Source organism: Actinacidiphila acidipaludis (genome assembly GCF_019890725.1).
Classification (GTDB): domain Bacteria; phylum Actinomycetota; class Actinomycetes; order Streptomycetales; family Streptomycetaceae; genus Actinacidiphila; species Actinacidiphila acidipaludis.
In genome coordinates this window covers 37,774-59,294 of record NZ_JAINZZ010000001.1, presented here as the reverse complement: position 1 = coordinate 59,294, position 21,521 = coordinate 37,774, and the positions used below count along the sequence as shown (strand labels likewise).

Here is a 21,521-nt window from a genome sequence, read left to right as displayed (position 1 = left end):
TCGGGGTAGGCGCGGGCGTCACTGGTTGAAGATTCGTCCTTTACGGACTCGACAGCCGCCTCTCGCGATTTGTGACAACTCGCCGCATAAGACGTGGCGCGTGCCCGGCCCTATCGTGGAAGAGGAGGCGAGACCATGAAGATCACAGTCATCGGCGGTACCGGACTGATCGGGTCGCAGGTCGTGCGGAAGCTGACCGCGGCCGGGCACGAAGCACTGCCGGCGTCGCCGTCCACCGGCGTCGACGTGCTGAGCGGAGAGGGTCTGGAAGGCGCGCTGTCGGGAGCCGACGTCGTCGTCAACCTGGCCAACTCACCCACCTTCGACGCGGCGTCCCTGGACTTCTTCCGGACCTCGATGACGAACGTGCTGGCCGCCGGGGCGGACGCGGGCGTGCGGCACCAGGTCGTCCTGTCGATCGTGGGCGTCGACCAGGTACCGGGGCTCGACTACTACCGGGCCAAGGCGCTGCAGGAGGATCTGCTCCGGCAGGGGCCCACGCCCTGGTCCATCGTGCGGGCGACCCAGTTCTTCGAGTTCATGGACGCCACCTTGGACATGACCTCCGACGGCGACATCGTCCGGCTGCCCGCGGCCCGCATCCAGCCGATGGCGTCCGTGGACGTCGTGGACGCCGTCGTCGAGGTCGCCACCGGGGCCCCGCTGCTGGGTATCCGCAATGTCGCCGGGCCCGACGTCTTCCTGCTCGACGAACTCGGAAAGCTCACCCTTGAGCTGGAGCACGACTCCAGGACGGTCGTCACCGACGCCGACGCCGGCCTGTTCGCCGCCATCTCGGGAGACGAGCTGATCGCCGGGCCGGACGCCCGCCTGGCGCCCACGCACTACGCGGACTGGGTCCGGGAACGCCACTGACCTCCGTGTCGCCGTGTCGCCGGTGCCTCGGGCGCGCGCCCCGGTCCTCAAGGGCCGTCGTGACCTGAGGGTTCGTGCTCCTGCTCGTGGTCGTGGGGGGTCTCGGCCTTCGCCTTGGCGATGTTGCCCTTCGGGCCGAACACCGCTTGGGACAGCCGCACACGCAGCCGCATGAGATGCGTCGCCGATTCGGCGTCCGGGGGCGCCGTGCCCTCGTCGTGGGGGAGCGAGGACAGGGTGAGCGGCGGCGGCTGCGCGTGGGAGGTCAGCCGGTGGACCTTCTCCTGGGACAGCAGGGAGTGGACCTCGATGTACTCGCCGTGCGGCAGCAGTTTGATGACACCGGTCTCCCGTCCGTGCAGGACGCGGTCGCGGTCGCGCCGCTGGAGACCCATCGCGATGCGTTTGGCGACGGAGTAGGCCAGCAGCGGTGCGACGAAGACCGCGATGCGGGCGGCCCAGGTGACCGCGTTGACGGACAGCTGGAAGTGCGTGGCGATGATGTCGTTGCTGGCCGCGACGAACAGCACGAAGTACAGGGTGATCCAGGCGACCCCGAGACCGGTGCGCACCGGTCGGTTGCGGGGACGTTCCAGGAGGTGGTGGTCGGACCGGTCGCCGTTGATCCACGCCTCGAAGAACGGGTAGACGCCGATGGCGGCGAGGACGAGCCCGAAGGTGACCAGGGGGATGAGGACGTCGAGGACGAGTGTGTGTCCCCACAGCCGGATCTCCCAGCCGGGCATGATGCGTTCCAGGCCGTCGGCGAATCCCATGTACCAGTCGGGCTGGGACCCGGACGAGACCTGGTCCGGGCGGTAGGGCCCGTACAGCCAAACCGGGTTGATCTGGGCGACGGCCGAGATGACGGCGATGACCGCGGACACCAGGAGGAAGAAGCCGCCGGACTTCGCGGCACGCCGCCACAGCAGGGGCATGCCGACGGTGTTGCGGTCACTGCGCCCGGGGCCGGGGAACTGGGCGTGCTGGTGGTGGAAGAGAAGGATCAGGTGCACCAGCAGCGCCGCCGTCATCAGCCCGGGGATGACCAGGAGGTGGATGGTGCTGAAGCGCGGGACGTAGTCCCGGCCGGGGAACTCGCCGCCGAACAGGAACATCGACAGATAGGTGCCGACGACGGGCGTGGAGAGGATGCCGCCCTGCACGACCCGGGTGCCGGTCCCGGACAGCAGGTCGTCCGGGAGGTCGTAGCCGGTCAGCCCCTCGAAGAGGGTCAACGGCAGCAGGGCGAACCCGGTGATCCAGATGATCTCGCGGGGCTTGCGGAACGCCCCGGAGAAGAACGTCCGCATCATGTGGGCGAGGATGGCGGCGACCAGGATCAGCGCGGCCCAGTGGTGCATCTGCCGGATCAGCAGGCCGCCGCGCACGTCGAGGCTGATGTGCAGGGTCGACGCGTACGCCTGGGACATCCGGACGCCGTGCAGCGGGGCGTAGCCACCGCGGTAGACGACGGTGTCCATCGAGGGGTGGAAGAACAGCGTCAGGTACAGGCCGGTGACCACCAGCAGGATCAGGCTGTACAGGCAGATCTCGCCGAGCAGGAACGACCAGTGGTCGGGGAACGTCCTGCGCATGGTGTTCCTGGCCCACCGGTACAGGCCGCCCCGGTTGTTCATCCAGTCGGCGAACCGCATGCCCGAGGTCGGGGGAGAGGCGGTCGCCCGGGCCGCCCGGGCACGGTCGGCGGCGATGCGCCGGTCGCGGTCGGAGGGGCTCCCCCCATCGGACTCGGGCGGTTCCGCCGGAGGCGGCGCGGTGGTCGGGTCAGGCAAGGTCTGCTCCCGAAACAGCGGCGAAGGGCGGACGCCGGGACGGCATGGTGCACATCTGACGAACGTTTAGTATGCCCGCTTCGCGCTAGTTTGTTACGCAAGCCTGTCCGGGGCGCGCCGCCGCGCCGCTGCCTGCCCAAGGCGCAGGACGCGGGAAGAGTGTCGCTGAACTGATGATGTGATCGGTCGGACAGCTTTCAACTACGATGACCGGCACTAGTGCTGACATCAGAGCCCGTCAGGAGGGGTGGTGGCCGGCAGCCGTCACTGGTACCGGCCCTGTCCGGTCGGGGCCGGGGCACAAGGGGGTATAGCGCTGCGGGCGTCCGTGATCGGGCTGGTGGTGGCCGCCCTGTGGATATTGACCGGCGGTCAGGCGTTCGGGAGCGAGCAATCGGCTCCGCCTGACGTGACGTGTGACTCGGCCGGCCTGTCCGGCGTGCGGCTGTCCGGCTCCCTCGAGTTCCATCACCAACGGCTCGACTACACCCATGTGACGACCGAGGTCAGGGTCGACGTCGACAACACGTGGCCCTTCAGCGCGGATCTGCTGTTGCGCCCGGGCACGCCGGCGTATGTCCATGCGATGGGCTGCCTGCTGCGTGGCACCGGCTACGCCGAGGCTGACCGGCCTACGGAGTGGCGTCGGGCGTCCCCGACCGTGCTGACCCGTGGGCGCGCGGGCGTGAGCGTCGACTACCAGGCGGAGGACTGGCTCAACGGTGACTCGGACGTCGACATCGGTTTGTGGCACCTGAAGTTGGTGGGTACCACCCGCTGGACCGCGGAGCTCGTTCCGCCCGACACCCTGCGTGGCGGGGTGTGGACCAGCGTGCGCGTGGATCTGGGCGGACCTCGTCCGGACTACGCCCGGCCGCGACCGTCCTCGGTCACCGACCGCGACACGATGGGGTGGTCCTGGGCCGGTCCGCTGTCGGGTTCTCGGGCTGTGGAACCGGTGAGCCTCGGATTCCGGCCGCCCAGGGCGCAGGCCTACGCAGCCGCCGGTTCGAGCGATGACATGCAGTACATCGAAGGGGCGGCCGGTGCACTGTGGGATGTCGCGGCCCTGGGGGTGGTCGCCTTCGCGCTCTGGCCGTTGCGTCGTCGGACCCCCGGCAATCACCCCGCCATGACTGACGGTCAGCGGACGGCTGTCACCGTGACGCGGCAGTGGGCGATCCTGGTGGCTGTCGCCGCCGTCTTCGTCTACCTCAGCCACCCCCTGTCTCTCGTGGCACAGAATTACCTCCCGGACGGGAACGACGCGCGGGGGGTGCAGCGATGGGTGTGGGTGTGGAGTTCCGAGGAAGCACGGTGGACGGCCCTCCAGGCCGCGGTGCTCGGTCTGGCGCTGTGCCTGTTCGGCAGGCCGCGGCGCAGTGTCCTGATCGCAGCGGCCGTGACGGCGGTGGGAGTGGCAGCGGTGGCCGTACGGCCGTCGTTGGCGGGCCTGTCGCCTGACTTCTCGCTCCCCGATGGAGCGGGGGAGGATCCGGCGATCGCCTGGCTGCTCGCCGTCGACGCCGGCACGGTCTTCTTGTGGCTGATGGCCCTGACGGCCTGCATCCAGCGCGTCTGGTGCGCTGCGCGGGTCGAGGGCCTGGAGTGGCGGAACCGGAAACGGATGGCGACCGGGCTTCCGGTGCCCACGTCGGCCGCCGAGGAGGCCCGCAACAGGCGGTTCCGGCTACGCGGCACCGGGCTGGCATTCCTCGCTGTGGCCGGGGTCGTGGCCTTGTGGGCGTGGGTCGTGGCGGAATGGAACTGGCGTCGCTTGGCGTGGCTCGATGACACGTCCGCGGCTGACTACGGCCAGCGCCACGCGCAGCAGGTGATCGGGGACATGGGCTGGTTCGCCTGGGACTGCCAGGACTGGCTCTTCGGCAACGACTGGATCGTCACCGGGCTCGCCCTGGCAGCGGTACTCGCCGTCTTCGGGACGCCGGTGGATGCGGACGACGCCACCGCCACCGCTCCCGCGCCGCCTTCGGCTCCGAATCCAGGGCTTCCGGCGACGGCAGAGCAGCCGTGGCCATTGACCCGGGTCGCCGTAGCATTCGGAGCCGTGACATTCGTCAGCTATTTCGGTCCCTATCTGGGAATTCCACTGGGCTGGGTGTCACTGCTGCTCGCGGCAGGGGTTCTGTCCCTGCTGCTTGCATGGGGTCGCAAGCGGGCCGTGCTCTGCACCCCACTGCAGCCGCGCGGGCCACGGGTCGTGAACGTGATACGCGAGTCCGACCGCCGCCGCTGGCTGGAGGCCGCGCGTAGCCACCTCGAACTCCAGCAGGAACTCGGTAGGCTGGATCGCGACGGGTCGGAAAACGCGCTGGAACGCAAGCGCCGGGTGCAGGAACTCATCACCCGCCGGCACCGCTGGAACGTCGGTTCTCGTTACCCGCGTCCGGCACTGCGGCTGCCCCCGGGCGTCACGCCGGTGGATGTGGCTCTCGCCTGGGGGCCGCGGCCGACCTGGTTGGGGAACGCCCTGTACGCGGCCCGTGTCGCCGCGGTCGCCGGGATTCCCGGTACCCTCCTGGTCCTCACGGTGGCCAATACCGACGCCTCTGCCTGGAGTTCCCTGCTGGGTACTCGGTTCCAGTTGCCGGAGATCCCGATCGACTTCATCGCGTGGGAGTTCACCTGGGCCTCGGTCGGGTTCTTCTTCGGCGCCATGCACCGGGCGCTTCCCGGCCGGCGCGGCTACACGCGCGCGTTGGCCATGTGGTTGGCGCTGCTCCTGCCCGTGGTCGCCGACAGTTGCATCACCTATGTGCTCGCGGAGGATCCGGACCGCTCCTGGTTGCTGAGCGTGGCGGCCTTGCTGCCGATACTGACGGTGACCGGTATGGCGATGGACCGAGAGACCTTCAAACGCGATCGACCGTACTGGCGCTCCACTCCCGGCCTGCTCCTTTCGGTCTACCAACTCCGGTCGACATCCGTACAGGCCGCGTTCGCCCTCGCGCAGGTGGCCGCCGTGGTCGGCCTCTGGCAGCAACTGAAGGGCGGAGGTTCGCCGCCGACGCCCCCCAGCCCGAACTGACGCGAGCGCATGTGGGCGACTGGACGGCGGCCGGCCTGGCCCCCCGGAGCGGGGGGGCCAGGCCGTGAGGGGTGCGGGATCAGCGGCTCAGCATGCGCCGAGGTCCTGCCAGACGCCCCATTCGCCCGTGGTGCCGGGCTCCTCGCCCTGCGTCCACCACTTCGCCTTCCAGTTGTGGCCCTTCCAGGAGACCGTGTTGCCGCCGGTGTAGATCTGCGAGGAGCTCCAGGAGGCGGTGGTGCAGGTCCCGCCTCCGCCGGTCGTGCCGCCGCCGGTGGTGGTTCCTCCGGTGGTGGTTCCGCCGGTCGTGCTGCCCCCGGTCGTGCTCCCGCCGGTGGACGTCCCGCCCGTCGTGGTGCCGCCCGAGCCGCCCGTGTACTGCAGGAACGCGTCGGTGAACGCCAGGCTGCTCTGGCTGATCTGCGTGCATGTGGACAGCGAGTTGGCGGTACCGCTGCACGGCTGGTCGCGGTTGACCGACCAGAACGCCAGCCGTCCGACGCCGTGCTGGGCGGCGAAGCTCTCCACGGTCTGCGCGTCCGCGAGGGTGAAGGTCGAACCGTCGTCGTTCTTGCCGATCATCGGGGTGATCCCGAGGTTGGCGTAGGTGTAGCCGGAGTCGACGGACTGCATCTGGGACAGCGTGGCCTGGGCCGCCGCGACCGACCCCTGGCCCATCTCGGTTCCGGTGCCCGAGTAGTAGTCCATGGTCATGATGTTGACCACGTCGATCTTGATGCCGGCGTTCTTGGCGGCCTTGACGATGTTCACGCCGTCGTTGGTCAGTCCGCTCGCCAGGACCGGCAGGGTCACCGAGAACTTGAGGCTGGGGTTGGACGCCTTGAGGTCCTTCATCGCCTGCATCTGGCGTGCCGCGGCCGCCGTGTCCGCGACCGCCGCGCCCTCGATGTCGAAGTCCAGCTGGGTGACGCCGTAGTCGTTGATCAGGGCCTGGTAGCCGGCGTCGATCGAGCTCTGGGTGGAACAGGTCCACGCCAGCGGCAGGCCGCTGGCGCCGCCCGACGAGATGATGAGGGAGGCGCCCTCGGACTTGGCCTTCGCGATCAGCGGGTCGGTGAAGGAGTCGTTGCCGATCGGGAGCGTGTCGCCCCAGATCTGGTTGCAGCCGGAACCGAGCACGAAGGCCGCGGTGTAGGCCTTGAGGCCGTGCCCGGTGATGGCGGTGTCGAGCATGCCTTCCTGGCTGTTCGACATGTCGACGTAGGGAGCGACGGAGTAGGCGCTGGTCGCGGCGGCGTTGCCGTCGGGGGCCAGGGCGAAGACCGCACCGGCGGTCGCGAGGGTGAGCGCGGAGGCGGAAGCCGCCCATTTCGCAAGGTGCATGAAAGCCCCTCAAGCGTGAAGTGGTGGGGGGAGCGTGCGTCGTCTCGGGCCTGAGTTGGTACGTACCAAACAGCGCGGGGGCCTGCCGCGTCAAGAGGACTAGACCAACTTCCCCATTTCCCGCACGCGTTCCGCCTCCGGCGCGGGAGGGCCGATCGCGTCGCAACCGTGTGCCCGCGCACACCGATCAGCGAGGCCGGTGAAGGCGATGAGGTCTGCCCGCCCGCCTTCGACCGCTACGGCCGGCACGAGGCGCGATCAGAGCTCGGGGAGGCCCAGCGCCTCGCGGAAGTACGGGGCTTCGGCCGGGAGCAGCGCGATGTCGACCAGATCGTCGTCCGTGCGCAGGCGATGAATCACGAGGTCGTGGCGGATGGTCCAGGATTCGCGGGCGGTGGGGGAGCGGACCGACAGCAGCCTGACGCCGTCTCGTCGCAGGACGATCTGTGCGTTGCCCGCCCTGGCGCGCCAGACGACCGTGCCCTGATCGGTTGTGGCTCGGCCCTGTCGCCAGCGTGCCTTGTCCCCGTCGACGATGCGCAAGGCGCAGGGCGCGGAGAGGCTTCCACCGCGACGCAGATTGCGCACGCGTGCTCTGCCTCGCCACTTCAGGAGCAACTGCGCACCGCCGGCCGTCGCCAGCCCGGTGATGAGATCGCTCACCCTGCCCTCCTTTCGATGGCACCGCCCGAGACTCAGGGAATCGTCGCACGTCGGCGACGCGAGGGGATGACGAGGTCCCACGCCGTCAGCTGATGCGGACACCGCCGGACAACCCGTCGGCTCGGGCTCGCGTACCGACGGCGTCTCGTCCCCGGGCCAGCCGTCAACCGGGGCTCACCAGCTGATGGTGGCCGCCACCGGCAGGTGGTCGCTGCCGGTGGCGGGCAGCACCCACGAGTCGTCCGGCCGTACACCCCGGACCAGGATCTGGTCGATCCGGACCATCGGGAAACCGGCGGGCCACGTGAAGCCGAAGCCCGCACCCGCCGCGTCCTGAGCCGAGCGCAACTGTGCGGTGAGGGCGCCGAACGCGCGGTCCTGGGTCGTGCCGTTCAGGTCGCCCAGCAGGACGACCCGCCTGTTCGGATCGGCGGCGACGGCCTCGGCGAGGGCCTGCGCGCCCCGGTCCCGCTGGCCCGCACCGAAGCCCGCCCTGGGGTTCACCCGGACTGATCCGAGGTGGGCCACGTACACGGCCAGCGGACCCCGCTTCGTGGCCACCGTGGCGCGCAGCGCCCGGGTCTCGGCGAGTTTGACGTCGGCCGGCTTGGTGGCCGCCAGCGGACCGTAGTCCATCGCGACGTCGACCGGCCGGATGTCCGACAGCGGCAGCCTGCTCCACAGCCCGACCGTGCCCAGCACCACGTGATATGGGTACGCCTGCGCCAGCGCTTTCTCGTACGTCCCCCGGGCCTGCCCGCTCACCTCCACCAGCGCCAGTACGTCCGCCCGGGACGCGGCCAGCTTGCGAGCCGTCCCGGCCGGGTCGTGGTTGCCGGCGTCGACGTTGTGCTCGGCCACGGTGAGGTCGCCGCCCGGGTGGGACCTGTCGCCGAACACCCCGCCGAAGAGGTGCAGCCACACCACGACGGGCAGCAGCAGCGCGGCTACCGCCGAGGCCGATCGGCGCCACAGCGCCCCCGCCAGCAGCACCGGTACGAACACGCCGAACCAGGGCAGGAACGTCTCCACCAGGCTGCCGAGGTTCCCGAACCCGTTCGGGATCCCGGCGTGGACCATCATGCACAGGCCGAGCAGCAGTGCCAGCGCCGCGAGCACCGGCCCGCGCTTCCACGGCTCGGGCCGGGTGAAGACGCGGACCGCCCGGCGGACACCCGCGCGCCACGCCCGGATGGAGGTGAGCGGGCGGACGGCGTCACCCCGTGCGGTGTCGCGGCGGCTCGTTGTCTTCGGCGAGGGCGGGGCGATCTTCATGGGGCGAGTCAACGGGACGAGCTGTTGCCGGCGCGTATGCCGTTTTCGATACGCCGACGATATGCGGCGGCTCGTAGCATCGCGTGCATGCGTGTGCTGATCGTCGAGGACGAGCCCTATCTGGCAGAGGCCATCCGCGACGGCCTGCGCCTGGAGGCGATCGCGGCCGACATCGCGGGTGACGGCGACACCGCCCTGGACATGCTGACCACCACCGCCTACGACATCGCCGTCCTCGACCGCGACATCCCCGGGCCGTCCGGGGACGAGGTCGCCGAGCACATCGTCGCCTCCGGCAGCGGCATGCCGATCCTCATGCTCACCGCGGCCGACCGTCTCGACGACAAGGCCTCCGGGTTCGAACTCGGGGCCGACGACTACCTCACCAAGCCCTTCGAGCTCCGGGAACTCGCGCTCAGACTCAGAGCCCTCGACCGCAGGCGCGCGCAGAACCGGCCGCCGGTGCGGGAGATCGGCGGTCTGCGGCTCGACCCGTTCCGCCGCGAGGTGTACCGGGACGGCCGCTACGTGGCGCTCACCCGGAAGCAGTTCGCCGTGCTCGACGTCCTGCTCGCAGCCGAGGGCGGTGTCGTCAGCGCCGAGGAGCTCCTGGCACGGGCGTGGGCCGAGAACGCCGACCCGTTCACCAACGCCGTGCGCATCACCGTCTCGGCGCTGCGCAAACGGCTCGGCGAACCCGGAATCATCACCACCGTGCCGGGCGTCGGCTATCGCATCGACGCGCACACGTCGCCCGGGCCCGCGGGCGAGGGCGGCGGGCGTGGCTAGGGCCGGCGAGCATGGCTAGGGCGACGGACAGCGGCCCGGACACGGCATCGGACGGAACGCCGGACCGAGCCCCCGGGATGAGTGTCCGCCTCAAACTCACCCTCAGCTACGCCGGCTTCCTCATGCTCGCCGGCGTCCTGCTGCTGGCCGCGGTGTGGCTGTTCCTCCTGCGCTACGTGCCCGACCGCGCGCTCATCGTCCGTGCCGACACGCCCCTGAACGGTGTCTTCCCCGTCCGCTCCAACCTGCTGCACGTGTTCGCCCCGCGCGCGGCCGCGGTGCTGGCGTTCCTGCTGGTCTTCGGCGTCGTGGGCGGGTGGTTCCTCGCGGGCCGGATGCTCGCCCCGCTGACGCGCATCACGGACGCCACCCGGCGGGCCGGGACCGGATCGCTCGGGCACCGGATCCGGCTTCCCGGCCGCAAGGACGAGTTCCGCGAACTCGCCGACGCCTTCGACACGATGCTGGCACGGCTCGAAGCACACGTCGCCGAACAGCGGAGATTCGCTGCCAGCGCGTCACACGAACTGCGCACCCCGCTGGCGATCTCCCAGGCGCTCCTCGACGTCGCCCGCGCCGACCCGCACCACGACAGCGGCGAACTCGTGGAACGCCTCCACGCCGTCAACACCCGGGCCATCGCCCTCACCGAGGCCCTGCTCCTGCTCAGCCGGGCCGAGCAGCGGTCGTTCACCCGGGAACGCGTCGACCTGTCGCTGCTGGCGGAGGACGCCACCGAAACGCTGCTGCCGCTCGCGGAACAGCGCGGCGTCACCGTCGAGACCGGCGGCGACATCGCCCCCGCCACCGGGTCACACGCACTCCTCCTGCAGCTGACCACGAATCTCGTGCAGAACGCGATCGTCCACAACCTGCCCGATCAGGGCATGGTGTGGGTGCGTACCGGTGCAGGTCCCGACAGGGTGAGGCTCACCGTCGAGAACACCGGCGAACAGGTCACGCCGGAGCTGGCCGCGACGCTCACCGAACCCTTCCGGCGCGGCACCGACCGCATTCACACCGACCACGCGGGCGTCGGCCTCGGCCTGGCCATCGTCACGACGATCACCCGCGCCCACGACGGATCGCTCACCCTCACCCCGCGCCCCGCCGGCGGCCTCCGCGTCACGGTGGAACTCCCGGCGGCGGACGCGCCCGCCGAGCATTAGTGCCCTCGTCCGGCCGTTCCGGGCTCGGCACCGCCGGCCGGCGCCCCGGGAAAAAAGCACGGGTGGCGTGCAACGCGGAGAAGTCCCCGCTCCGTAGAAGGGGTGACCGAGGGAAGTACCGACGCCCGGAGGGTGCGTGTCCGTGAAGCAGACTCCTGAACGCGACCAGGAGTTCACCGAGTTCGTCAGCACACGACGGGCCCAGCTCGTCCGCGTGGCGGTGCTGCTGCTGTCGGGTGACCGGGCCGGGGCCGAGGACGTGGTGCAGACGGCGCTGACGCGCCTGTACCTGGCGTGGCCGCGGGTACGCCTCACCTCCGTGGACGCCTACGCGCGCCGCTGCGTGGTGAACGCGGCGATCGACGACCGGCGCAGCGTGTTCCGGCGGCGCGAACAGGTCCACGCGGAGGTGCCCGACATCACCGCGGTCGAGGCCTCCTACACGGACCACACGACCCTGCTCGCGCTGCTGGCCACGCTGCCCGCACGCATGCGGGCGGCGGTCGTGCTGCGGTACGTCGAGGGGCTCGACGTGGCGACCACCGCCGAGGCGCTCGGCTGCAGCGAAGGCACCGTGCGGAGCCAGAGCACCCGCGGGCTGGAACGGCTGCGCGCGGACTTCCCCCAGCACGCCCACCGATTCGCCAGTTGAAGGAGACGTTGATGGAGGATTCCGAGTTGCACGACGTGATCGAGGCGCTGGGCACGCTGCGCGGCGCCGATGAGCAGACGCGGGTCGGCCCGGACACCGTCGCCTCCGACCTCGACCGCGGACGCCGCGCACTGATCGTCCGGCGCCGCCGCAGGACCGTACGCACGGGCGTCGCCGCGGCCCTCGTGCTGACCGCCGTCACGGTGGCGGTCGTCAGCCGCCCCGGCGGCAGCGGCACCGGCGTGACGGCCCACGCTCCCGCCTCCGCGTCCGTGCACACCGTGCCCACCGTGCACACCGTGCAGTTGGTCGCGTACACCGGCGCCCAGCCCACCGGCTTCCGGGTGGACACCGTCCCGTCGGGCTGGACGGTGAGCTGGTCGGACGCGTTCAGCTTCGTCGCCGTCCCGCCCGGGACCTCGGTCCACCAGAGCGCCGACGACGTCCGTCTGGTCCCCGGCATCTCGGTCTCGCTCCAGGGCGACGCCCAGTTGGACCCGAACGCCGCCGTCACGCGGGTGACGGTGCACGGAAAGCCCGGCCGGCTGGCGCTCACGTCGGACAAGTCAGCCAAGTGGCTCGTCTTCTCCGGCACGAAGGGACAGGACATCCTCGTCCAGGTCCCCGTCGATCTCGGTCTCACCGACGACCAGATCGTCCGCTTCGCCGAGGGCGTCACCGCCACCGGCGAGGCCCGCGCGGCCCTCGGCTGACCTGCCGCCGGGCCGGGCCGCGCACGGCGTCCGCCCCTCCGGGGTGCGCTGTGCGCGGCCCGCGGCGCCTGCCCGGCTCGACGCATCGGTCGGCCGGCGGACTCGGGCCGGGGCCTGTCCGCGACGGGATGCCTTCACGTCTCGGCGCGGCGGAACTCACGGTTTGTGGGTCACCCAGAGCAGTTCCGCCGGCCAGCGGTGGGCCCAGTCGGGTGGGTCGGTCTCGTTGTAGCCGTTGAGTGTTCCGAGTCCGGGCCGCGGCTCGATGAGGTCGTCGATGACGAGACCCGCGCCGCGCAGCACCTTGACCCAGCCGCCGTAGGTGAGCTGGTAACTGGTCGCACCGTCGCCCTCGGCGATGGTGCCGAGCCCGAAGTAGTCCTGCTGCAGCGTCGTGGTCACACGGCCCGCCGCTTCGTCGTAGCACGCTTCGAACCATGGGCTGGCGACGTTGAACACCAGGCGCCCGCCTCGATTCAGGACGCGTGCGGCCTGCGGGACGGCCAGGTGCGGGGGCGCCCAGCTGAGCCCGCCGAAGTCGCAGAACACCAGGTCGAAGCTCTCGGCGGCGAAGGGGAGTTGTTCGGCGCTGCCGTGCACCAGCGGGTAGCGGTTCGCTCCCATCGCGCCGGCCGCTGCGTGGAGTTGGGCTTCGGACAGGTCGAGTCCGACCACGGCGGCGCCCTCGGCGGCGAGCGCCCTCGACCACTGGCCGGCGCCGCAGCCGAGTTCGAGGACGCGCTTGCCGGTGACGTCACCGAGGGCCCGCAGGTCTGCGTCGGGGATGGAGTACATGCCCCACAACCGCGGTGCGGCGCCGATCCGCTGGTCGTGCTTGTGCTGGTAGGCGCCGCTGATCTGGTTCCAGAGCCGCCGGTTGGCCGGGATGCTGTCCACCGGCCGACTCCAGCACTGCCTGCCGGGGGCGGTCAACAGATTTAAGGTCACTTCCAGGGTCACTGCCCGGCCTCAGCCCGGCTCGGCCCGGCCCGGCTCGGCCCGGATCGGTCCGGACGAACTCTAGCGGAAGGCCCGGACGTTGCGTCCGGCCCACGCCGTGAAGGTGGCCGCAGGGCGGCCGAGGACCTCCCGCACGTCGGGGCTGATCCGCTGCTCCGCGGCGAGGGGTGTGCCGAGGACGTCGAGTGTTCCGCTGACGACCTGCTCCGGCATGAACTGCGCCATGGCCGCGTGGGCCTCCTCGCGGGACAGCTCGACGAAGGCCACGTCCTCGCCCAGCATCTCGGCCAGGGCCGCGGCCTGCTGACGCGGGCTGACCGGCTCGGGTCCGGTCAGTTCGTACACACGGCCCGCGTGACCGTCCTCGCGCAGGGCGGCCGCCGCGACCGCGGCGATGTCCGCCGGGTCGACGACGGGCAGCGCCACGTCCGCGAACGGCGCGAAGACCGTGCGTCTGGCACGGACGGTGTCGGCCCAGGCGAAGGCGTTGGAGGCGAAGCCGGCAGGGCGCAGGATCGTGAAGTCCGTTCCCGACGCGCGCAGCGCCTGCTCGAACTCGCGCAGGCGGGCGTGCGAGCGCAGATCGGGGCGGGTGGCGCTGACCTGCGACGAGACCAGGACGACCCGTTCGACGCCGGCGTTCCTCGCGGTGTCGAGGAGGGCGGCCGGGCTCTCGCCCTGAAGGTTGAGCGCACCGCCCAGCAGAAGGAACAGCGCACGGGCGCCGTCGAGGACGGGCCGCAGACCCCCGGCGGTCCCGATGTCGGCCGGGACGCGCCTGACGCCTGCGTCGGTCCTGTCCGGGTGGGTCTGCCGGGACACGGCCACGACCTCCTCGCCCGCGTCGGCGAGCAGCTTGACCAGGGTCCGCCCGACGTTGCCGGTCGCGCCTGTCACGGTGATCACGTCTGTCTCTCTGAAATAAGTTAGCTGACTGACTAAGATGGGACGCTAGCACACGCCAACGCGTCCTTGTCTATAGTGAGTTGGGTGACCAACTCAGTGGATCGGCGGGCGCGTGCCTCGCAGAAGCGGCAACGGCTGACCGCGGCGGCGGCCCGGGTCCTGCACGAGCAGGGAGTCGAACGCACCACCCTCGCGGACATCGCACGGGAGGCCGACGTCCCGGTCGGCAACGTGTACTACTACTTCAAGACCAAGGACGAACTGGTGCGGGCCGCGCTGACCGAACACAGTGCGCACCTGGACGAACTCATCGCCCGGCTGGACCGGTTGGACGATCCGCGGGACCGCCTCCGGGGACTCGTCGAGGCGTGGGTGAGCCGGCGCGACCTCGCCGCGCGGTACGGCTGCCCCACCGGCACCCTCGCCGTCGAACTCGACAAACGTCCCGACGGGACGCTCGACGCCGAGGTGGCGGCGGTCATCCGGCAACTGCTGGACTGGGCCGGACGCCAGTTCCGCGAGCTGGGCCTGGACGACCCGGACGGCCTGGCCCTCACTCTCGTTTCCGGCTACCAGGGCATGTCCCTGCTGGCCAACGCCCTGCGCGATCCGGAGGTCATGACGCGCGAGGGGGACCGGCTCTCACGCTGGATCAGCTCGCTGCGGGCCGAGGGTGACCGGTGACCGCGGCCTCCCGGCGCGCCGCCTGACGGTGCCTCGACCGCCGGCTCGACGACCTCCTGACCGGACGGATCCAATGCGACTGTCTACAGGACTGTAGACATTCATGGACGGGAAGCCTGCCGGCCGCTCTCCGTTCACCTGCCGCCCTTCTCATCACACGGCAGCACCCCGGATTCCTCCGACTCGTGGAGAACCATGAACAAGGCAACACGACTTGCCACGGCCGTCGCCGTCCTCGGCCTGACCGCGGCAGTCGTCCCCACCGCGTCCGCCACCGCCGGGAACCAGCACCACGCGCCCGCGCGGCACGTCCTTCTGCTGTCGGTCGACGGCCTGCACCAGTCGGACCTCGCCTGGTACGTCGCCCAGCACCCCGACTCGGCTCTCGCCCGCCTGGTGGGGAACGGCACCGAGTACACGCACGCCCGCACGACCGTGCCCTCCGACTCCTTCCCCGGCATGATCGGGCAGTTGACCGGCGGCAACCCCGGGACCACCGGTGTCTACTACGACGACACCTACAGCACCGCGCTCCTGCCCGCCGGAACGACGGACTGCGCAACGGCCAAGCCCGGCGCCGAAGTCGACCTGACCGAGGACCTCGACAAGAACAAGGACGCGCTGGACGCGGGGCAGGGCCTCACCGGGCTCCCCGGCAGCATCATGAACCTGACCGGCGACGCGCGGTCGCTCCTCGACCCGTCGAAGCTGCCCGTCGACCCCAAGACCTGCAAGCCGGTCTACCCGAACGGCTACCTGCGGGTGAACACCGTCTTCGAGGCGGCCCGCCAGGCCGGTCTGCGCACCGCCTGGTCGGACAAGCACGCCGCGTACAGCATCCTCAACGGCCCCTCGGGAACCGGGATCCAGGACCTGTTCGCGCCGGAGATCAACAGCCAGGCGATCGGCTACCCGGCGGGCGAGGACTGGACGAGCGACAACGCCGCGACCCAGCAGTACGACTCCTACAAGGTGAAGGCCGTCCTCAACGAGATCGACGGCTACGACCACAGCGGCACCCACAAGGTCGGCACCCCCGCCGTCTTCGGCATGAACTTCCAGTCGGTGTCCACCGCCCAGAAGCTGCCCACCTCCGACGGCCTCAAGGGGGGATACGCGGCAAAGGGCGTCCCGGGGCCGCTGCTCGCCAGGAGCCTCGACTACATCAACGCCCAGGTCGGCGCCCTGGAGTCCGAGATACACCGGCAGCACCTGGACGGCAGCACGACCGTCATCCTGTCCGCCAAGCACGGCCAGTCGCCGACCGACCCCACCGCGCTGACGCGGATCGACGACGGTCCGCTCCTCGACGGCCTCAACGCCGCCTGGAAGGCCGCCCACCCGGGCGCCGGCGACCTGGTGGTGCACTCCGTGGACGACGACGCCATGCTGCTGTGGCTCAGCGACCGCTCGCAGGCCGCCGCCGACTTCGCCAAGACGTACCTGCTGGCACAGTCGGGCACCGGCAACGACATCAACGGCGCGCCCAGGGCCTTCAGCGCCTCCGGCCTCAGCACGGTCTACGCCGGCGCTGATGCCGCCCGCTACTTCGGCGCGACGCCCGGCGACTCCCGGGTCCCCGACCTCTTCGGGATCACGCGTTACGGCGTCGTCTACACCGGCAAGAAGAGCAAGATCGCCGAACACGGCGGAGCGCTCGCCGACGACCGCGACGTTCCCCTCGTCGTCTCCGGGGCCGGCACCGGCAGCGGCAAGCACGTCGCCGCGCAGGTCGAGACCACGCAGATCGCGCCCACCGTCCTCAGCCTGCTGGGCCTGGACCCCGACGCCCTGCAGGCCGTCCGGATCGACCACACGCGCGTGCTGCCCACCTCCCGCTGACTCCCGCCAGGACAGCTCCCCGCGGCGTTCGGCCCGCGTCGCGGCACTCTCGTCGGTGCCGCAGCGCGGGCCGGATCGCGCGACCTTCGACGTCACCGGGCGAAAGACGAAAGGGGCACGAGACCGGCACGATTCGGCGGCATGACCAAAGGCGCTGTTTCCGGCGCCGCCGGGCGACCTCGACCTCATCCCGTCCGTGTACCGCACGGGATGACGCTCGTGCGGAAATCGCGTTGTGCGTTCCGGTCGCACCGAGGGACCATCCGGGCATGGAAGAGCCTGCCGAGACTCTCAGCGCCGACCTGGCCGAGCTGCGCCGGTGGCGGATGGCCGACGCCGACGCCCTGGAACGGGCGATCGGCGAGTCCCTGGACCACCTCGTGCCGTGGCTCCCGTGGGCGGCCGACCACGGCAGGCACCAGACCGTCGAGTTCCTGGCCCGAAGCCACGACGAATGGCGGACCGGACAGGCCTACGGCTACGCCATCACCCTCGGCGGCGCCGTGATCGGCGGGTGCGGCCTGCATCGCCGTATCGGTCCGGGCGGCCTGGAGATGGGCTACTGGATCCACCCCCGCCGGACGGGGCAAGGCCTCGCGACGATGGCCGCGGCGGCCCTCGCCGGGCAGGCGTTCCGGCTGGCGGGCGTCCACCGTGTGGAGATCCACCACGACGCCGCGAACCGGGCCAGCGGCGCCGTCGCGCGGCGCCTGGGCTTCACCGAGGTCGAACGCTTCCGGGTGGCGGGCGGTCCCGCCGCCCCGGGCGAAGTGGGGATCGACGTCATCTGGCGGATGAGCCGGGAGCGTTGGGAGACGGGAGCGCCGGATCGCGCTAGCGTCGTGTGATGAGCGCTGACCGCCCCTCCGTGCTGGTCGAGGTCCGCAAGTACGACGGCACGCTGAGCGGACGATGGACCGCCGCCCGTCTCGGTGAGGACGAGTACGGCGTGTGGCTGGGCACGCCGGAAGGGGCCCGCGTCGCTTCGGACGGCGGCGACTGGACGAACCGGTGCGCCTACGTGATGGCCGTCCCGCGCGGTCAGTGGTGGATCGCCTCGTTCTGCACGGAGCCGGGTCCGGAGATGTACTGCGACGTCTGCACCGTGCCCGAGTGGAGTGACGCGGGGACGGTCCTGCGCACGGTCGACCTGGACCTCGATGTCGTGCGGTCCCCGGGCGGCACGGCCTACAGCAAGGACGAGGACGAGTTCGCGGAACACCGGGTGCGGTTCGGCTACCCCGACCTCGTCGTCACCGAGGCCGAGCGGACGTGCGCGTGGCTGATGGAGGCGGGCCGGCGCGACAGCGAGGGCGCCGAACCCTTCGCCTCGGTGTACCGCCACTGGCTCGCCCGCTTCGTGACCGGCTCCGGCTGAGGGTGGGGCGCGCTCGGCCGCGGCTCTCCCGGTGCCGACGCGCAGGAGGGCCGCAGAGCACTGCTCCCTGCCCGCGTCGAACAGGCGTGCCTCACGGCTGTAACCTCCCTGAGTGAAGTTCTTCCGGTCTCGCGACCGAGTCGCCGCCGATCAGAAGCAGCGGACCAGAGCCTCGCTGACCCGGGCCACCACCCTGTACACGGCCGGGCGCTTCGCTGAGGCGGAAGCCGAGGCCCGCGCGGTGGCCTCGGACTGGTCCTGGCCGCGGCACCAGGATCGGCCGCTCGCCCTGCGCCTCGCCGCGGCCGCAACCAGCGCCCAGGGCCGCCACGCCGAGGCCCTCGCCGCGTACGACCGATTGCTGTTCGACTTCCGCAGGGAGTTCGGCGCCAAGGATCCGCGGACGCTGATACTGCGCTCGAACCGCGCCCAGACGTTGGCCTTGCTCTCCCGGTACGCCGAGTGCGAGGAGGAGTGTGCGGCCGTCGCGCGAACGGCTGCCCGCGGCAAGGGTCGGGAGATGCCGTACATCCTGGCGGCCGCCCGGAACGGACTGATCTACGCGTTCAACGGGCAGGGCCGCCATCAGGAAGCCGAAGCCCTCGCGCGCGAGGCGCTCGGAGCACCTCCCGGGGCCGACCGGCTGGCCTCGGCGTTGAGGCTCGGCCTGGCGCGGAGCCTCAGCGGACAGGGCAGATACGAGGAGGCGCTGGCCGAGGCCGAGCGGACGGCCGAGTCGCGTTCCGCCCTCTCCGAAGCGATGCGGTACCTCGAGACGGGCGCCGTGGATCTGGCATCGGCCACCGCCCTCCTGGGACTCGGCCGCGCTGCCGAGGCCCGGGTCCGGGCTTCGGCAGCCCACGACGCCTGCCTGAGCGCCTTCGGCCCGGATCATCACCGCACCAGCGAGGCGCTGGAGTTGATCCGACGCATCGACAGCGCCTGAGTCTGCCGGCAGGGGTCATCTCTGGCACCGCCGCACCGCCGCACCGCCGCACCGCCGCACCGCCGCACGGCATCCGGCCGGGGAATCCCGCTCGGCGCCGCAGGTACCAATCAGGTACCATCGGGGTATGCCAGCCTTGAACGTCACCTTCACCGACGAAGAGTTCGAGGACGTGCGGGCCGCGGCCGCGGCGGAGGGCAAGAGCCTGAAGCAGTACGTCCACGACCTGCCGCTGCGCGAGCGCCAGCGGACCGTCTTCGTCCGCTATGCGGCGAGCTTCGGTGACCAGCACCGGGCCGAGTTCGACGAGGCGTTCCCGGACGAGGTCCCGCCGTCCGCCGGGCACGGGACCGAAGCAGCCTGATGCCGCCCGCCCTCCACATCGACGTGGCCTGGCTGCTCGACGTCCAGGAGCAGGCCCTGCCCGAGGACGTCTCGGTCGCGGACTACTCCGCGATGGTCGCAGCCGTCGCCCGCCACAAGACCAAGATCCCCCGGCACGACACCGCCACCCCCGATCCGGCCTGGCGGGCCGCCGCCCTCCTGCACACGCTGGTGCGCCTCGAGCCTCTGCCGTACCGCAACTCCCTGTACGCCTGCCAGGTCGCCGCTGCCTACATGCACGCATCCGGCGAGGGCATCGACCCTCCGTACGGCGCCATGGTGGACCTGGTCCGCGACATCCAGTCCAGGAAAGCCGGCCTCTTCGACGCCGCCGACCGCATCCGCACCTGGCGGATCTGAGGCCCGCGCCCACCCTGAGGCCCGGCGCCCGGTGCCGGCGGGCACGTTCTCCCGACCGGCCGGGCCGAAGGCGCACCCCGGCTCGCCGGGGCATGATCCCTCGGGCCGCGGATCGAACGCATCTGCGGGTGTGACCGGAGGCGCACTTCGTTCGGTAGCCATCACGACGCGTCGTGCCCCGACTACCAGCGGAGTGAAACCATATGACCTTGACGGCCGAACACGTCCACGTTCACGCCGACACCGACCCGGCCCGCTTCCTCGCGGCCACCGTCGAAGTCGACCGCGGCGAGAGCCCGTTCGGCTGGAGCGACCCGGCCTGGCCCGCCGAGGAGGCCGGCAGATGACCTGCGCCGCCGTACCGCCGCGTCAGGTGAGGCGGCGCCGGAGGGCCGCTTCAAGGTTGTCGAGTTCGTAGTGGCGATGAGAGCGGTGCTGGCGTGTCCAGGGCTCGTCATGGAGGGGGTCGACGGTCATGAACACGTTCGTGCGCTCGCCCGCGGGCACGATGTCGACGGTGGTCAGGTGGTCGTACGGCTCGCGGTCGGGCACGAAGTCGATCAGGGACAGGAAGGCGAGACGGGTGGGCGCCACCACCTCGGTGAAGGTCTTGCAGAGTTCGCTCGTGAGCGGCACCCCGGCGTCGCGGAGGAACGAGATCTGCTCCGGAGCGGTCGCGGTCATGGTGTACCGCAGCAGACCGCCCGGCCTGAGATCGAGGCTCGTCACCCGGGTCTCGAAGCCGTCGGTGGTCCACCACTCCTCGAGACCGGCGACGGTGCTGCACAGTTCCCAGACGAGTGCGGCCGGGGCGTCGTAGAGGCGCTCGAGCCGTGCGGCCTCCGGGCTGTGCCGGAGTTGTGTGGTCATCGCTGCTCCTCGGTGCGTCGGCGGGAGGGGGAGAGGCTCCGTGTTCCGGACCTCGGGGATCGTCCGTCGCCGGCCGTCCGGGCCGGCGGCGGCTGATTCCACGTTAGGCAGCGTGACGCGGAAGGACCGGTTACGACGCGGCACCGGGGCAGAGCGCGCGGGCCCCATGCACGGCCGTCACCGGGCGGGTGGCGGGACGGTGCAGGTCGCGCGGCCGTAGGTGCCGTAGGCGGTCGCGTGCTGGACGGGTTTGCCGTGCAGGGTGAGGGCGCAGGTGGCTTGGCCGCCGTCGGCGCCGAGCACGATGGCGACCGCGGCCCGGCTGCTGCTGCCGCCGAGGGTGGTGGTCTGCTGCCAGGGCAGCTGCGCGGTGACCGTGTGGCTGGTGCCGTCCGGTGACGGCGGGCCGGCTTCCGTCCGCTTCTGCCGGCCGGCTGGATTTCGCGATATTCAAGGACATTCCTTTCCTGTACGACGGTCGCATCGGGAGGACGACGTCGTTTATACCCACCCGGATTGTTTTCCGGCACCTCGGCGCACGAATCCGACATTTGGGCTGACGGACCGTCGGTCGTCGCGGGCGATGGAACGAATCATTCCGCGTGAAATGTCCGGACCGAAGTCAAGGTTGAGTAATGCTTCGCTCATGGGTGATCACAGCTTGGCGCTGCTCGCATGCCTCGAAGTGGGTCAAGCCGGACGGAAAGCGTGACGCTGTGTGCTTTCTGTGTCCGTTTTGATGGCTGTTCGTGCGTGGTGTGTGGGTGGTTGACCACGGGCTGGTAAAAAACCTTGAATCCGCGATCGGTCGAGCATGTGTGGCGTTGCCACGCGTGTTTCACGGTCATGCGGCGAATTACTCCAC

22 protein-coding genes are annotated in these 21,521 nt (G+C 70.9%); 14 read left to right on the top strand and 8 right to left on the bottom strand.

The window, feature by feature from the left end:
* The first annotated feature begins 135 nt into the window (after nt 1-135).
* On the top strand, nt 136-876 hold the full coding sequence (locus K7862_RS00280) for an SDR family oxidoreductase (RefSeq protein ID WP_222959366.1): 741 nt from the start codon (nt 136-138) through the stop codon (nt 874-876).
* 47 nt (nt 877-923) lie between these two features.
* On the opposite strand, the gene qcrB is transcribed toward K7862_RS00280, so the two are convergent.
* Nucleotides 924-2,534 carry a cytochrome bc1 complex cytochrome b subunit gene (gene qcrB / locus K7862_RS00275; protein ID WP_222959652.1) on the bottom strand — a complete coding sequence of 537 codons (1,611 nt, stop codon included), beginning with the start codon at nt 2,532-2,534 and terminating at the stop codon, nt 924-926.
* 466 nt (nt 2,535-3,000) lie between these two features.
* Between qcrB and K7862_RS00270 the strand changes: the two genes are divergently transcribed.
* Nucleotides 3,001-5,721, top strand: a complete 2,721-nt coding sequence (locus K7862_RS00270) for a DUF6185 family protein (RefSeq protein ID WP_222959365.1) — start codon at nt 3,001-3,003, stop codon at nt 5,719-5,721.
* An 87-nt stretch (nt 5,722-5,808) separates the two neighbouring features.
* Here K7862_RS00270 and K7862_RS00265 read toward each other — a convergent pair whose 3' ends face one another.
* The 3 genes from K7862_RS00265 to K7862_RS00255 all read right to left on the bottom strand — a co-directional run bounded on the left by K7862_RS00265 (nt 5,809) and on the right by K7862_RS00255 (nt 9,003).
* Nucleotides 5,809-7,065 carry a chitinase gene (locus tag K7862_RS00265; protein WP_222959364.1) on the bottom strand — a complete coding sequence of 419 codons (1,257 nt, stop codon included), beginning with the start codon at nt 7,063-7,065 and terminating at the stop codon, nt 5,809-5,811.
* 258 nt (nt 7,066-7,323) lie between these two features.
* Nucleotides 7,324-7,728: a DUF2550 family protein gene (locus K7862_RS00260; RefSeq protein ID WP_222959363.1), complete on the bottom strand. Its 405-nt coding sequence runs from the start codon at nt 7,726-7,728 to the stop codon at nt 7,324-7,326.
* Nucleotides 7,729-7,902: 174 nt separating this feature from the next.
* Complete coding sequence (locus K7862_RS00255) at nt 7,903-9,003, bottom strand: endonuclease/exonuclease/phosphatase family protein (protein ID WP_222959362.1); 1,101 nt, start codon at nt 9,001-9,003, stop codon at nt 7,903-7,905.
* 87 nt (nt 9,004-9,090) lie between these two features.
* On the opposite strand from K7862_RS00255, the gene K7862_RS00250 reads away from it, so the two are divergent.
* The 4 genes from K7862_RS00250 to K7862_RS00235 all read left to right on the top strand — a co-directional run bounded on the left by K7862_RS00250 (nt 9,091) and on the right by K7862_RS00235 (nt 12,326).
* Nucleotides 9,091-9,792 carry a response regulator transcription factor gene (locus K7862_RS00250; RefSeq protein WP_222959361.1) on the top strand — a complete coding sequence of 234 codons (702 nt, stop codon included), beginning with the start codon at nt 9,091-9,093 and terminating at the stop codon, nt 9,790-9,792.
* Between the two features lie 77 nt (nt 9,793-9,869).
* Nucleotides 9,870-10,961 carry a sensor histidine kinase gene (locus K7862_RS00245; protein WP_222959360.1) on the top strand — a complete coding sequence of 364 codons (1,092 nt, stop codon included), beginning with the start codon at nt 9,870-9,872 and terminating at the stop codon, nt 10,959-10,961.
* 142 nt (nt 10,962-11,103) lie between these two features.
* Nucleotides 11,104-11,613: a SigE family RNA polymerase sigma factor gene (locus K7862_RS00240; RefSeq protein WP_222959359.1), complete on the top strand. Its 510-nt coding sequence runs from the start codon at nt 11,104-11,106 to the stop codon at nt 11,611-11,613.
* 11 nt (nt 11,614-11,624) lie between these two features.
* Nucleotides 11,625-12,326 (top strand): hypothetical protein, encoded by a 702-nt coding sequence (locus K7862_RS00235; RefSeq protein WP_222959358.1) that lies wholly within the window; start codon nt 11,625-11,627, stop codon nt 12,324-12,326.
* Between the two features lie 156 nt (nt 12,327-12,482).
* Here the strand turns inward: K7862_RS00235 and K7862_RS00230 are convergent, their stop codons facing one another.
* Complete coding sequence (locus tag K7862_RS00230) at nt 12,483-13,223, bottom strand: class I SAM-dependent methyltransferase (RefSeq protein ID WP_222959357.1); 741 nt, start codon at nt 13,221-13,223, stop codon at nt 12,483-12,485.
* A 123-nt stretch (nt 13,224-13,346) separates the two neighbouring features.
* The gene (locus K7862_RS00225; protein WP_222959356.1) at nt 13,347-14,192 is read right to left on the bottom strand and encodes an SDR family oxidoreductase; all 846 of its coding nucleotides are present in this window, start codon (nt 14,190-14,192) and stop codon (nt 13,347-13,349) included.
* Nucleotides 14,193-14,276: 84 nt separating this feature from the next.
* On the opposite strand from K7862_RS00225, the gene K7862_RS00220 reads away from it, so the two are divergent.
* From K7862_RS00220 to K7862_RS00185, 8 genes are all read left to right on the top strand, one after another.
* Nucleotides 14,277-14,876 carry a TetR/AcrR family transcriptional regulator gene (locus K7862_RS00220; RefSeq protein WP_222959355.1) on the top strand — a complete coding sequence of 200 codons (600 nt, stop codon included), beginning with the start codon at nt 14,277-14,279 and terminating at the stop codon, nt 14,874-14,876.
* 195 nt (nt 14,877-15,071) lie between these two features.
* Nucleotides 15,072-16,718: an alkaline phosphatase family protein gene (locus K7862_RS00215; RefSeq protein ID WP_222959354.1), complete on the top strand. Its 1,647-nt coding sequence runs from the start codon at nt 15,072-15,074 to the stop codon at nt 16,716-16,718.
* 269 nt (nt 16,719-16,987) lie between these two features.
* Nucleotides 16,988-17,566 carry a GNAT family N-acetyltransferase gene (locus K7862_RS00210; protein WP_222959353.1) on the top strand — a complete coding sequence of 193 codons (579 nt, stop codon included), beginning with the start codon at nt 16,988-16,990 and terminating at the stop codon, nt 17,564-17,566.
* A complete protein-coding gene (locus K7862_RS00205) occupies nt 17,566-18,096 on the top strand; it encodes a DUF402 domain-containing protein (RefSeq protein ID WP_222959352.1) in 531 nt (176 codons plus the stop codon). The genes K7862_RS00210 and K7862_RS00205 overlap by 1 nt, the downstream gene beginning before the upstream one ends.
* 112 nt (nt 18,097-18,208) lie before the next feature.
* Nucleotides 18,209-19,042: a tetratricopeptide repeat protein gene (locus tag K7862_RS00200; RefSeq protein WP_222959351.1), complete on the top strand. Its 834-nt coding sequence runs from the start codon at nt 18,209-18,211 to the stop codon at nt 19,040-19,042.
* Between the two features lie 127 nt (nt 19,043-19,169).
* Nucleotides 19,170-19,406 carry a type II TA system antitoxin, ParD family gene (locus K7862_RS00195; RefSeq protein ID WP_222959350.1) on the top strand — a complete coding sequence of 79 codons (237 nt, stop codon included), beginning with the start codon at nt 19,170-19,172 and terminating at the stop codon, nt 19,404-19,406.
* Nucleotides 19,406-19,786: a toxin Doc gene (locus K7862_RS00190; RefSeq protein WP_222959349.1), complete on the top strand. Its 381-nt coding sequence runs from the start codon at nt 19,406-19,408 to the stop codon at nt 19,784-19,786. The genes K7862_RS00195 and K7862_RS00190 overlap by 1 nt, the downstream gene beginning before the upstream one ends.
* A gap of 209 nt (nt 19,787-19,995) precedes the next feature.
* The gene (locus K7862_RS00185; protein WP_222959348.1) at nt 19,996-20,133 is read left to right on the top strand and encodes a hypothetical protein; all 138 of its coding nucleotides are present in this window, start codon (nt 19,996-19,998) and stop codon (nt 20,131-20,133) included.
* A 22-nt stretch (nt 20,134-20,155) separates the two neighbouring features.
* Here K7862_RS00185 and K7862_RS00180 read toward each other — a convergent pair whose 3' ends face one another.
* Together K7862_RS00180 and K7862_RS37195 are read right to left on the bottom strand one after the other, a co-directional pair.
* Nucleotides 20,156-20,656, bottom strand: coding sequence for an SRPBCC family protein (locus tag K7862_RS00180; protein ID WP_222959347.1), 501 nt, complete (start codon nt 20,654-20,656; stop codon nt 20,156-20,158).
* A gap of 177 nt (nt 20,657-20,833) precedes the next feature.
* Nucleotides 20,834-20,959 (bottom strand): hypothetical protein, encoded by a 126-nt coding sequence (locus K7862_RS37195; protein WP_262412446.1) that lies wholly within the window; start codon nt 20,957-20,959, stop codon nt 20,834-20,836.
* Nucleotides 20,960-21,521: the final 562 nt, after the last annotated feature.